Source organism: Mesorhizobium huakuii (assembly GCF_030160235.1).
GTDB lineage: Bacteria > Pseudomonadota > Alphaproteobacteria > Rhizobiales > Rhizobiaceae > Mesorhizobium > Mesorhizobium huakuii.
The window spans coordinates 179965-192530 of record NZ_BSNY01000005.1; the positions used below are offsets into that span (position 1 = coordinate 179965).

The 12566-nt window shown below is 62.0% G+C and carries 13 protein-coding genes; 9 read left to right on the forward strand and 4 right to left on the reverse strand.

Annotation, left to right across the window (positions count from 1 at the left end; translation table 11 throughout):
* Positions 1–172 precede the first annotated feature (172 nt).
* Positions 173–670: a cupredoxin domain-containing protein gene (locus tag QQK95_RS01245; protein WP_284267993.1), complete on the reverse strand. Its 498-nt coding sequence runs from the start codon at positions 668–670 to the stop codon at positions 173–175.
* Positions 671–929: 259 nt separating this feature from the next.
* Between QQK95_RS01245 and QQK95_RS01250 the strand changes: the two genes are divergently transcribed.
* From QQK95_RS01250 to arcC, 6 genes are all read left to right on the forward strand, one after another.
* Positions 930–1208 carry a PepSY domain-containing protein gene (locus QQK95_RS01250; RefSeq protein ID WP_056587822.1) on the forward strand — a complete coding sequence of 93 codons (279 nt, stop codon included), beginning with the start codon at positions 930–932 and terminating at the stop codon, positions 1206–1208.
* Positions 1209–1221: 13 nt separating this feature from the next.
* On the forward strand, positions 1222–1782 hold the full coding sequence (locus QQK95_RS01255; protein ID WP_284268002.1) for a cytochrome b/b6 domain-containing protein: 561 nt from the start codon (positions 1222–1224) through the stop codon (positions 1780–1782).
* 273 nt (positions 1783–2055) lie between these two features.
* On the forward strand, positions 2056–3522 hold the full coding sequence (gene arcD / locus QQK95_RS01260; RefSeq protein WP_284268004.1) for an arginine-ornithine antiporter: 1467 nt from the start codon (positions 2056–2058) through the stop codon (positions 3520–3522).
* 27 nt (positions 3523–3549) lie between these two features.
* The gene (locus QQK95_RS01265; protein ID WP_284268006.1) at positions 3550–4764 is read left to right on the forward strand and encodes an arginine deiminase; all 1215 of its coding nucleotides are present in this window, start codon (positions 3550–3552) and stop codon (positions 4762–4764) included.
* A gap of 16 nt (positions 4765–4780) precedes the next feature.
* Positions 4781–5782 (forward strand): ornithine carbamoyltransferase, encoded by a 1002-nt coding sequence (gene argF, locus QQK95_RS01270; RefSeq protein WP_284268008.1) that lies wholly within the window; start codon positions 4781–4783, stop codon positions 5780–5782.
* 1 nt (position 5783) lies between these two features.
* A complete protein-coding gene (arcC, locus tag QQK95_RS01275; protein ID WP_284268010.1) occupies positions 5784–6719 on the forward strand; it encodes a carbamate kinase in 936 nt (311 codons plus the stop codon).
* Here arcC and QQK95_RS01280 read toward each other — a convergent pair.
* The 3 genes from QQK95_RS01280 to QQK95_RS01290 all read right to left on the reverse strand — a co-directional run bounded on the left by QQK95_RS01280 (position 6716) and on the right by QQK95_RS01290 (position 9478).
* Positions 6716–7225 carry a hydrolase gene (locus tag QQK95_RS01280; protein WP_284268012.1) on the reverse strand — a complete coding sequence of 170 codons (510 nt, stop codon included), beginning with the start codon at positions 7223–7225 and terminating at the stop codon, positions 6716–6718. The two genes, arcC and QQK95_RS01280, sit on opposite strands and share 4 nt — an antisense overlap.
* Positions 7226–7316: 91 nt before the next feature.
* A complete protein-coding gene (locus QQK95_RS01285; protein WP_284268014.1) occupies positions 7317–8723 on the reverse strand; it encodes a bifunctional serine/threonine-protein kinase/universal stress protein in 1407 nt (468 codons plus the stop codon).
* A gap of 14 nt (positions 8724–8737) precedes the next feature.
* Complete coding sequence (locus QQK95_RS01290) at positions 8738–9478, reverse strand: metallophosphoesterase family protein (RefSeq protein WP_284268015.1); 741 nt, start codon at positions 9476–9478, stop codon at positions 8738–8740.
* Between the two features lie 334 nt (positions 9479–9812).
* Here QQK95_RS01290 and QQK95_RS01295 point away from each other — a divergent pair, with 334 nt between their 5' ends.
* The 3 genes from QQK95_RS01295 to QQK95_RS01305 all read left to right on the forward strand — a co-directional run bounded on the left by QQK95_RS01295 (position 9813) and on the right by QQK95_RS01305 (position 12422).
* Positions 9813–10460, forward strand: a complete 648-nt coding sequence (locus QQK95_RS01295; RefSeq protein ID WP_284268017.1) for a helix-turn-helix domain-containing protein — start codon at positions 9813–9815, stop codon at positions 10458–10460.
* 51 nt (positions 10461–10511) lie between these two features.
* Positions 10512–11045 carry a GNAT family N-acetyltransferase gene (locus QQK95_RS01300; protein ID WP_284268019.1) on the forward strand — a complete coding sequence of 178 codons (534 nt, stop codon included), beginning with the start codon at positions 10512–10514 and terminating at the stop codon, positions 11043–11045.
* Between the two features lie 99 nt (positions 11046–11144).
* A complete protein-coding gene (locus QQK95_RS01305; RefSeq protein WP_284268021.1) occupies positions 11145–12422 on the forward strand; it encodes an NRAMP family divalent metal transporter in 1278 nt (425 codons plus the stop codon).
* Positions 12423–12566: the final 144 nt, after the last annotated feature.

The following is a 12566-nucleotide window of genomic DNA, read 5'->3' on the forward strand; positions in this document are numbered from 1 at the left end:
GCGATTTCAAGCGCGCGAACGCCGGCACCCAGGCAACCTGTGCAGCGGCGTTCGGCCTATTGTTGACCTTGCCGTCATGCGGCGGCCCACCGATAGGAATGGCGATCCTGGCAAGACTTCCAAACCGCGACACGTCGCAGGCTCGGGCGAAAGCGCTGCCTTGTCCCGGGGGCTATGGACTGACGGTGAACTCGGTCCACATGCCGGCTCCATAATGACCAGGGACGTTGCAGATAAGCAGGTATTTTCCGGCCTTCAGTTCGACGGTCAACGTGCCTGATTTGCCGGGGTCGAGCTCTGAAACCTCGCCCTTGTCGCCAGCCTTGTCTTCGTCGACCCGGTTCTCGGCATCAAGGTAGGGAAGCGGCTTGCCGGGATCGGCAAGGTACATGACGATCATTTCGTGAACGGTGTCCTTGGAGTCATTCTTCACGTTGAATGTGACCTCCCCGGCCTTCACCGCTCCGGGGGAAGCCTTCATACCCATGGTGGCCTTGGAGAGATCGATCCCCGGCGTCGCATAAGCAAGCCCCATGGGCATTTCCACGCTTGCCCCTTTGTCCCACAACGAGACCTGGACAATCGAAGCAGCCCGGCTCGCGCCGGCGCTGCCGATCATAAGCATTGCGGCCGCCAGCCCAAGCGTGGCTCTCCTCGATATGGTTTTCATGACTTTTCTCCTTGGGATAGCAGCAGAAGCGCTCTCTATCCGAGCCATCATCCTGCTCGCGGCGGCTGCCGCGATCCTTGCGCCAGATCAAACCGCCCTGCGGCGAACCCGATCGGCAGCGCCGATGCCGCTGTCAGCCAGTTGTCAGGTTGAATTGGCTATCCCGAACCAATGACGGTGATACCGCCGTCTGGCCGAACCGGTCGAAATCCACTCTCAAGGCGCAACATCCGCGCCCAACCTCTCGAATGGAGTCATCATGTATCGCACACTCGTCCTCGCCGCGCTCGCCGGCATGATTGCAGGACCGGCACTCGCTGCTGGCGGCAGCTGCAGCACCGCCCCGAAATCACAGTTCAAGCCCAAGGCAACGCTCGAGGCGCAATTGACCGGCGAAGGTCTCACCGTCCGCCAGATCAAGGTCGAGAAGGGTTGCTACGAAGTCTACGCAGTCGACAAGGCCGGCAAGAAAGTGAATCTGGCCTACAATGCCGAGACCCTTGAAAAGCTCGACAATGCCGAAGCCGGCGAAAACTGATCGGACCGCTTCAATGGCGGCGGACGCGCAGCCATCGCTGGAGATGGTGCGCGTCTGGGACCGGGTCGTGCGGGGCTTTCACTGGGCGCTCGTGCTCAGCTTCGTCACCGCCTGGCTCACCTCCCATTCTTCGGAGGACGTTCACCATTGGGCTGGCTACACTGCTGCCGGGCTGGTCGTGACGCGGCTCGTGTGGGGTGTCCTTGGCACGCCCTATGCGCGGTTCTCGCAATTCGTGCGCGATCCGGTGACTGTGCTGCGCTATCTCTCGGCAATAGTGAGCGGCCGCGAAGCCCGCTACATCGGCCACAATCCGGCTGGCGGCGCGATGGTGATCATGCTGATCGCGGCGATGAGTTCAACCGCGCTGACCGGGTGGCTGATGACGACAGACGCCTATTTCGGCGTGTCGTGGGTCGAAGCGGCGCACAGCCTCAGCGCGCACGGCCTACTGCTGCTGGTCCTTTTCCATATAGGGGGCGTCGCGCTGGCAAGCTTTCGCCATCGCGAAAACCTGGTACGGGCCATGATCACGGGGCGAAAACGCAAGGCCGAACCGGCGGACATCGCCTGACGACCCATTAACCGACCAAATCCGATTTGCGCCCTGGACGATTCCGGGGGCGCAAGTCGGTCGCTCCCTGTTCGACATGACCCTGGAAGCACGCAATGCGACAAGGGCGGAGCGGACAAGATAAGAGCAGGCATTGGTGCGGCGATCCCGAAACCGGAACACCAACGCCACTCTTTTATTCAGCAAACGCTTATTGACCCGCATCAAAGCTGCCGGTCCTGTCTTGCTGTCTATTGCCCCCCAATCAGAGCCTGCAAAATTGGGGAGAGCATCATGACCACGGCTGATATCAACATCCCTGTTCGGAAAGCCGAGACCACCGCACCGACGAAGCTTCGTCTCGGAGCCCTCACCGCACTGGTGATCGGCTCGATGGTCGGCTCCGGCGTGTTCAGCCTGCCGCAGAATATGGCGGCAGGGGCCGGTCCCCTCGCCATCCTGATCGGCTGGGCGATCACCGCCGTCGGCATGCTGGCGCTGGTCTTCGTCTATCAATCGCTGGCCACCCGCAAGCCCGAACTCGACGCCGGACCCTACGCTTACGCCAAGGCCGGCTTCGGCCCCTTCATCGGCTTCAACAGCGCCTGGGGCTACTGGATCAGCGCCTGGGTCGGCAACGTCTCCTACGCGGTGATCGTGTTCAGCGCCCTGTCCTATTTCTTTCCGGCCTTCGGTGATGGAAACACATGGCAGGCGGTGCTCGGCGCATCGATCCTGCTTTGGCTGATCCACGTCCTGATTCTCGCGGGTATCCGGCAGGCAGCGGTCGTGAACCTCATCGTCACGGTGGCAAAGATCGCTCCGATCGTCCTGTTCGTCGGGGTTGTCGTGGTTGCCTTCAAACTGCAAGTCTGGTCTCTCGACTTCACCGGTCTGGGCAACGCCAGTCTCGGTTCGGTCGCCGCACAGGTGAAGAGCACGATGCTGGTGACCCTGTGGGTGTTCATCGGCATTGAAGGCGCAAGCGTCTTTTCCGGCCGTGCGGAACGTCGCAAGGACATCGCCACGGCAACCGTTCTCGGCTTCTTCACCTGCCTTGCGCTCTATGCCCTGGTGTCGTTGCTGTCGCTCGGCATCCTCAGCCAACATGATCTCGCTGGACTGAAGAACCCGTCAATGGCTGGCGTGCTGGAAGCGGTTGTCGGTCCGTGGGGCGCTATCCTGATCAACATCGCGCTCGTGGTTTCGGTGGTTGGCGCCTTCCTCAGCTGGACGCTGCTTGCGGCAGAAATTCCGCATGTCGCCGCCAAGGACGGGACAATGCCGAAATTCTTCGGCCGCGAAAGTGATCGCGGTGTGCCGTCGACCTCGCTTCTCATCACCAACCTCCTCGTCCAGGCTTTCCTGGTGATCACGCTGTTCGCGCAAAGCACCTATCAGGCGCTGTTTTACATCGCGTCGGCTGCAATCCTGGTTCCCTATATCTTTTCTGGAGCTTACGCTGCCAAGCTCGCGCTGACCGGCGAGAGCTACGAGAGCGGCGAGCAACGAACTGGCCCGCTTTTCGCGGGGTTGGTGGCAACGGTCTACGGCCTGTGGCTCGTCTATGCGGCAGGCCCGGCCTACCTGTTCATGTGCGCGATCCTCTATGCCCCAGGCATCATCTTCTATGTCTGGGCGCGCCGCGAAACCAATCAGCGCGTGTTCCATACCGCCGAGGCCGCCCTCGCCGGAATCCTCATCGCGGTCGCCATCCTCGCCGTCTACGAGATGTGGACCGGTGCTGTCAGCCCGCTGTGAGAGGCCTGCAGTGCGAGGATTGACGCGATGACAAGCCTAGGTGTCCATTCCGAAGTCGGCCGGCTGCGCGAGGTGATGGTCCACCGTCCGGACCTCAGCCTGCGCAGGCTGACGCCGGATAATTGCAAGGCGCTGCTCTTCGACGATGTGCTGTGGGTCAAGCGGGCCCGCCAGGAGCATGACGTCTTCGTCGATGCCTTGCGCGAACGCGGCGTGCTGGTGCATTCCTTCGGGGAACTCCTGGCTGAGACCATGAGCCTGAGCAAGGCCCGCGACTGGCTCCTCGACCGCCGGGTTCATCCCGGCGTCGTCGGGCTCGACATGGTCGGCGAACTGCGAGGATGGCTCAACGAGATGTCGTCGGAGCAATTGTCCTCCTGCCTCGTCGGCGGCATTGCCCGGGCGGAGCTTCCTTTCGAACCCAGGGGCCTGACGGGAAGGACGCTCGCTCCCCAGGATTTCGTATTGCCGCCACTGCCGAACCAGCTTTTCACTCGTGACAGCTCCTGCTGGATCTACGGGTCGGTCTCGGTCAATTCCATGTACTGGCCTGCAAGGCGCCCGGAGGCGGCCAATGTCGAGGCCGTCTACCGCTTCCATCCCCGCTTCCGCGACAGCGGGGTGCCCTTTGTTTCGCCCGATCTGGGAACAGGAACCAGCCTGGAAGGCGGTGACGTCATGCCGATCGGTGGTGGAGCGGTTCTCGTCGGCATGGGCGAGCGCACCACGCCGCAAGCCGTCGGCGATCTCGCGCGCAGCCTGTTTGCCGCCGGCGAGGCGACGCGTGTGATTGCCGCGCTGATGCCGAGGGACCGCAGTTTCATGCACCTCGACACCGTCTTCACCTTCTGCGACCGCGACCTCGTCACGATGTATCCGCCGGTGGTCGACCGGTTGCGCACTTTCTCACTGCGGCCTGGCGATGGAGAAACGGCCGTCGAGGTCACCGATGAGGCAAAGCCGTTCACAACGGTGGTTGCGGAAGCCCTTGGTCTGAAGTCGCTGCGCATCATCGCCACCGGCGGCGACCGCTACGAGGCCGAGCGCGAGCAATGGGATGATGGCAACAACGTCGTTGCGGTCGAGCCCGGCGTGGTCATCGGTTACGACCGCAACGTCTACACCAATACGCTGCTGCGCCGTGCCGGGATTGAAGTGATCACGGTCGAGGGCGCCGAACTCAGCCGCGGCCGAGGCGGCGGGCACTGCATGACCTGCCCGATCGTGCGCGACACGATCTGAACCGAAAGGAATTCCCATGTCGATCAATCTTCATGGCCGCTCCGTCCTGACCTTGGACGACCTCACGGCCGACGAGATCCGCTTCCTGCTGAAGCTCGCGGCCGACCTGAAGGCAGCCAAGCTCGCCGGTCACGAGATTCCGCGTCTCGTCAGGAAGAACATCGCGTTGATCTTCGAGAAGGATTCGACGCGCACACGGACCGGGTTCGAGGTGGCGGCCTACGACCAGGGCGCTCATGTCACCTATTTCGGCCCCACCGGCAGTCATATCGGCCACAAGGAATCGATGAAGGATACCGCTCGCGTGCTCGGCCGGATGTACGACGCGATCGAATATCGCGGCTTTGGCCAGCATCAGGCCGAACTGCTTGCCGCGCACGCCGGCGTGCCCGTCTACAACGGCCTCACCGACGAGGCGCATCCGACGCAGATCCTCGCCGATTTCATGACCATGCGCGAATTCACCCACAAGCATCTTTCGGACATGACGGTCACCTTCGTTGGCGAAGGGCGCGACAATGTCGCGCTGTCGCTGGCGCTTGGAGCCGCCAAGGTCGGCATCGACATGCGCATCGCCTCGCCAAGGGAGCTCTGGCCGGATGAGGCATTCTGCGCCCATGTCCGGGAGCTGGCGGCACAAAGCGGCGGCCGCTTCCGGCTCGACGAAGACGTTACGAGTTGCGTGCAGGATGCCGATTTCATCTACACCGACGTGTGGATGTCGATGGGCGAGGACAAATCGGGCTGGGCCGAACGCATCCGTCTGTTGACGCCTTACCGGGTGACGAGCGCGGTGATGGCTGCCACGCACAATCCGCACGCCAAATTCATGCACTGCCTGCCGGCATTCCATGACACCGAAACGGAAATCGGCGCCTTCATCGCAAAGGAATATGGCATCGATTGCATGGAAGTTACGGACGAGGTTTTCGAGTCGTCTGCGTCAATCGTTTTTGACCAGGCGGAGAACCGCATGCATACGATCAAGGCCCTCCTCGTTGCCACGATCGGCACCTGAAATGCTGATTGTGGTCGCCTTGGGCGGAAACGCGTTGTTGCGGCGCGGCGAGCCGATGACGGCCGACAACCAGCGCGCCAACATCGTGCGCGCGGCTTCCGTGCTAGCTGAACTCGTCGACGAAGGGCACTCGATTGTCGTCACACACGGCAATGGGCCTCAGGTGGGACTTCTGGCCCTGCAGGCAGCGGCAACTTCGGACGGTGGCGCATTTCCGCTGGACGTACTTGGCGCCGAGAGCGCCGGCATGATCGGTTATGTGATCGAGCAGGAACTGGGCAACCTCCTCAAGGAGAGGCTTTTCGCGACCCTGCTGACACAGGTGAAAGTGGATCCGCACGATCGGGCTTTCGCTCAGCCGACGAAGCCTATCGGCCCGGTCTACGACAAGGCAACCGCACACAGGCTTGCCAGCGAGCGCGGCTGGCAGATCGCGCCCGATGGCGACAAATGGCGCCGTGTCGTGGCCTCGCCGAAGCCGCTAGAGATTCTGGAAGCGTCCGTGATTTCGTTTTTGGTCGAACGCGGTGTCATCGTCATTTGCACCGGCGGCGGCGGGGTTCCGGTGATAGCCCGGGATGACGGCAGTCTCTGCGGCGTGGAGGCCGTCATCGACAAGGATCTGGCAAGCTCGCTTCTCGCTCGCGCGTTGAAGGCCGACATGCTGCTCATGCTGACGGATGTCGATGCCGTCTATGTCGACTATGGAACAGCGGCCGCGAATGCGCTTCGGCACGTGACCGCCAAGGAGATATCGGGGCGGAATTTTCCAGCCGGCTCCATGGGGCCGAAGGTCGGTGCCGCCATCGAATTCGCTGAAGAAACGGGCAAGCCCGCGGCGATCGGCAAGCTCGATGACGCCGTCGCAATCGTCAGAGGGGAGCGCGGTACCTGGGTCGGGCCCGACGCCCCAGCCACCGAACCTGGACGATCCTAGGCCACCGCCGCGATGCCGACGATATAGTTCTTGCCGTAGGCCTTGGCGCATTTCGGACATGTCGTGTAGAAGAAATAGACCTCGCGCCCCTCTGCGTTTCGATGACGCGCAATTTGCCGCATTTCTTCGTCCCACGCCCTCGCCTGGCTATATGGCCCCTCGAACAATTTGGTCACATAGTCGCCGCTCAGCGTGGTCATCTCTTCGTTGGCGACAGGTTTCGAGACCGCAAACAGATGCTCGCTGCTCCAGGGCGAGACATCCCTGCTGAGAACGATGAACCGGTCGGGATCGGAAGCGCCGGCGTCTTCGATGTGCTTGTTGACGCGCGCGAAGACGCTGCCCATGTTCACCGGGATATGCATGACGCTGTGGGTCGTGGCTTTGACAAATGGTTTGTCCTTGAAATGCAGTTCCTGACCGTCCCAGCCCTCGGGATTGAATCTGGGGCAGCAACCGGTGGTGTTGACGCTGGCATCGTATCGAGGCGTTGCATTCGTCCGCATGGCCGATCTCCATTTGAACAGCCATCTGACGGGCAACGACACCAGCCTTCCTTGATCGGAGTCAAACGCCCTGGATCGTGATTCAGACGCATCAAAGCGGCCGTGCTTGTTCCTCGACAGCCTTCAGTCGGACCACTGAAACCGAGCAGAGAGCTTGTGCGACCACTTTGGTCGAGACACTGCCGAGATGGCGGCGGATTGCCGAAGACGCCCGGGCTCCAACGACGATGTGGCCGACGTCATTGTGCTCGGCATAGTCGAGGATCGCATCAGCGGGGCTCACCGCTTCGAGCACATGATAACTGATGCGGTCTTCCGGCAGATGGAGCGGGCGAGCCCAATCCTTCAGAGCTACGAGCCGTTTCAAGTAGACCGGGCGCCCGGATTCGTCGGCCGCCCGCGTCTCGCCTATGATCTCGGTCCTCAGGACCGTTACGCAGGCCAGCCAGGAATCCTCGCGCGAGGCAAGCAAACGAGCGGTTTCATTGAGGACCTCGCCCGCCAGCGCATCGCTGCCATTGGCCAGATCGACCGCGGCGAGGACAATTGACGGTCCGGCCGGCTTCCTCGAGAAGGCCGGCTTGCCGACAAGCGATCTGTCATCCGTCTTGCGAAACAGCTTGGCGATCGCGGCCCATACCCCCTTGTCCTGGGGTTTGCGCCTGGCGACCACCACCTGGTCGGGGTTCCTCAGGTCGGACAGAAGGTGCGCCGCCTCGACATATCGTCGGGACCTGTCCACTTCCATGCATCTCAGGATGATGGCTTCCAGCCAGCGCGGAATGGCATCGTTGATATCTCTCGGCGACCTTGGGGCGTGATAGAGCCTGCGCTTCATCCCCGCGAAAGTCGCTGGCCGTCCGAACGGCTCCTCGCCCGTTGCCAGCTGATAGAGAATGCAACCCAGTGCGAACAAGTCACTTGCAGGATCGGACCGCTCTCCAAGCACCTGTTCCGGGGAGATATAGGCGGCCGTGCCCATCGGCACCGAGCTTTCCGCGCCGAGAAGATCGGGAAGCTCCGCGTGCCGGGCGAGCCCGAAGTCGAGAAGCACCGCCCCGCGCTCGGCGAGAATGACATTCTCGGGTTTGAGATCGAGATGGACGACCTTCTGCCGGTGCAGGGCAGCGAGCGCCGTCGCGATCTCGATGCCGATCCTTGCGACCTCGTCCACGGGGAGCGGCGCGTTGCCGGCGAGATCCGCCAGGCCGGTGCCGGACACGAACTCCATTGCAATATAGGGCACCCGCGACAAGCTGCCGGCTGCCGCAAAGCGCGGCACATGCGGGCCTGACAGGCGTTTGAGGATCAACTCCTCCGCCTCGAAACCGAGGATGACGGAAACATCCCCGCCCGGGTCGAGAAACGGTATCTTCAGCACAAGCGGGAAATCGTATCGCGGGTTGGTCGCCCGCCAGAGCGAGGCCATGCCGCCGGCAGGCAGCTTTTCGACCAGTTCGAAACCATCGATGACGGTCCCTGCCTCAAACCGTTGCATGGGAATATGTCTCCTCAGCGGCCGATCTTCAAACGCATGCCAAGCCAACCGGGCAGACCGGCGGCCTGGATCTTGCGTGCCGTTTCTTCGTGATCATAGGGGACACGAACCATCGTGACCTCGCGGCGTTGTGTATCGACAAGAACAAAGCATGCAGCCGGGTTGCCATCGCGGGGTTGACCAACAGCGCCGGCAATTACCAGATGCCTCCTCAGCGCGGACAGCGGCGCCGGCACGTTGTCCAGCGGCTGAAAATGCATCGGCCGACGCCCGGGTAGCGCATAGTAGATGGCCGGCACGTGGGTATGGCCGCAGAAAATGAACCGGGCATCCGTTGAAGACAGGCAGCGTTCTGCCGCATCCACGTCGCGTATATACGACCATTTTTCTGGTCGCTCGGCACTGGCGTGCACATACAGCCGGTTCTCGGATTGCAGCGAAAGCGGCAATCGCGCCAGGAAATCGAGGTGCGTGGAAGCGAGGCGTTCGCGGGTCCACTGGGCCGCGAACCGCGCATTCTCAGTCATGTTGCTCAGGTTCCGCGCCACTGCCTCGTCGTGGTTGCCCATGATGCAAAGCGCGCCGCGCGCTATCAGATCGATGGCCTTCTCGATCACATAGACGGGATCCGGCCCGTAGCCGACCAGATCGCCGAGCAACACCACCTCGTCCGGATCGTGCCCTCGGACGGCCTCCAGGGCTGCGTCGAACGCTTCGCGATTGGCATGGATATCAGACAGGATCGCGATGCGCATTCAACCTATCCCGAGCGTAGGCAAACCATAGGCAATAGGCGGCGCGAATGATTTGATCCGGCTCAACACCCATGCGCGAGATAATCGGGAGGAGCAATAACCAAGCTGCCAACCACGATGGTCGCATCCGCGGAGCCGGTATATCGCGGATATCACGGCACCATCGGCAAAGTCGAAGACGCCGGTCGGATGGCAGCGAGATCGCAGCCGACGCCAAGAGCGGCCGCCTCAGGTCCAGGCCTGGCCTAGGTAGTTTCCCGTAGGGACATAACCGAATTTCGGCGCCCGTCGATTTGCGCGATTGCTGTGCCACGTTTCAACCGGGAAGACAGCCATGCAAGCCTACACCTCCTCCAGGATTTCATTGTCGCCGCATCTGGCTCAGCCGGCCCTGCCAGCGACACTCGGCTCCGGACCGGTCCAGCCGATCAGCTTCTTTCCAGCCGGATCGGAAATCTATGCCCAGGGCGAGAAGGCTGGTGCCTTCTATCAAGTCGAATTCGGCGCCGTGCGCATCTATCGCCTGCTTGCCGATGGCCGCCGGCAGATCAGCGCCTTCCATCTTGCCGGAGAGACATTCGGCTTCGAAGCCGGCGCGACGCACCATTTCTTCGCCGAAGCGATCAATGCCACCGGTGTTCGCGTTTTCCGCCTCAATGCCGGGGCGGACATGTCGCATCAGTTGCTGCCCCTGGCGCTCAAGGGGTTGACCAGAGCCCAGGAACACCTCCTCGTCCTGGGTCGCCAGAACGCCATCGAACGCGTGGCCGCCTTCCTGGTCGACATGGTGGAGCGCCAAGGCGGCCTGCGGCAGGTGGAACTTCCGATGTCGCGCATGGACATCGGCGACTATCTCGGCCTCACCATCGAGACCGTGTCGCGGGTTTTCACCCGGCTGAAGGACAAGGGCGTGATCCGCCTGCTCAACCTGCGCAGCGTCGAAATCCTCAAGCAGGACGTGTTGCAGACCATGGGCGAATGAGCCCTCAAGCAGACAGCGTGACGTCAGCCTCAGATCAGGGACCCCATTGTCATGAGCGACACACTTACCACCCACACCGGATTTCGCTTCGAAGTGCGTCGCGCGCGCCCTGAAGACGAGCCGACGCTGGCCGAGTTCTTCACGCATGTGACCCCTGAAGACCTGCGCTTCCGCTTTCTCGGCGCGGTGAAGGAGGTCTCGCATGAACGGCTGGTGGCGATGACGCGTTCAGACGACGCCCATATCCATAATTTCGTGGCCTTCTCGACCGACGGGATGTTGATCGCCGTTGCGACGCTGGCAAGCGATCGCGCCGACCGAACCGGCGAGGTCGCGATCTGCATTCGCGCGGATCGCAAGCATCTGGGCGTTGGCTGGGAACTGCTCGCCCATATCTCGAAATATGCCGAAAAACTTGGCCTCGAAGCGATCGAGTCGATCGAGAGCCGTGAAAACCGTGCCGCGATAGAGGTCGAGCGCGACATGGGTTTCACGGTCACGACTGACCCCGACGATGCGACGCTCGTCCTGGTTCGGCGTCAGATCGCCGGCAAGTTCGCCCAGCGGACAACGGCAGAACGATAGCTAGAAGAGTCGAATTCGGAACTGACACCTATCTCGAGCATCCGCGCGCTCTTTCCGCAAGGCAGTGGGCGGCGCAAAGCCGAGATTGAGGACCAGGCGATGGAACCGTCGAATCCAGCAAGCGCGATGTCTCGCGCCCGCTTCAGGTTTTTCGGCAGGTTGGGTCCTGGCCTGATCACTGGCGCAGCCGACGATGATCCAGGCGGCATCGCCACCTACAGTCAGGTCGGAGCTCAATTCGGATATTCGCTCGCCTGGACGATGCTGTTCAGCTATCCGCTGATGGCTGTGACGCAAGGGATCAGCGCCGGGATCGGCGCAGTGACCGGTCAGGGCATCGCGCGCAACCTGCGTCGGCATTACTCACCTTGGCTGCTGCGTTTTGCGGTGCTTCTGCTCCTGGTCGCCAACGTGATCAACATTGGCGCCGACCTGGGCGCCATGGGAGCGTCGCTCGAACTGCTGATCGGCGGACCACATCATGTTTACGCTTTTTTCTTCGCGCTGCTCTGCATCCTGCTGGAAGTTTTCGTGAGCTACCGCCGCTATGTCACGGTCCTCAAATGGCTGACCGTATCCCTGCTTGCCTATGTGGCCGTCGTGCTGTCGGTGCATGTACCATGGGCCACCGCGCTCTATGGTGCCCTGGTTCCACAGATCGTCTTCGACGGCGATCACGCCATGGCGCTGGTCGCGGTTCTCGGCACGACGATCAGCCCCTATCTGTTCTTCTGGCAGGCCGGCGAAGAGGTCGAGGAGCAACGTCGGGAGCACTGGCAACGGCTCGGTGCACACCCTCTCACGGCAGGGCATCAACTTGCACGCATCGAGAGCGATACTTTGTTTGGGATGGGATACTCCAATCTCGTCGCCGTCTTCATCATCATCGCGACGGCGGCAACCCTTCATGCCAACGGCATTACCCAAATTCAGACATCCTCGCAGGCGGCCGAGGCACTACGACCCGTTGCGGGCGAGTTCGCATTCGCGGTCTTTGCCGGTGGCATTATTGGCACTGGCATGCTTGCCGTACCCGTCCTGGCGGGCTCCGCCGCCTACGCAGTGGCGGAGATGTTTGAGTGGCCGGAGGGGCTTGACCGGCGCCTGCAGGACGCCCGGGGCTTCTACGGTACGATCGCGCTGGCGACATTGGGCGGGGCAATCCTGACGTTTGTCGGATTGGACCCGATCAGGGCGCTTTACTGGAGCGCGGTTGTCAACGGGATCCTGGCGGCCCCGCTGATGGCGATCATGATGATGATCGCCATGAATCCGCGGATCATGGGCCGGCTAACCTTGCCAAGATGGATGGTCGTTGGCGGCGTGCTGGCGACTGCCGTCATGGCGGCTGCCTCGATCGGCTTTTTCGTATTGTAACGGCCCACGGCAGCTCACCCCTTCCGTGAACGCGCAACGACAATGAGCCCAACGAGGGCGGCTACTAGGCCAGACGCCATCGCCTAAGCTCGACTTTGTACGTTTAGGTGGCGAAGCATAGTGCTTGCGCCATTCGCAGGATGC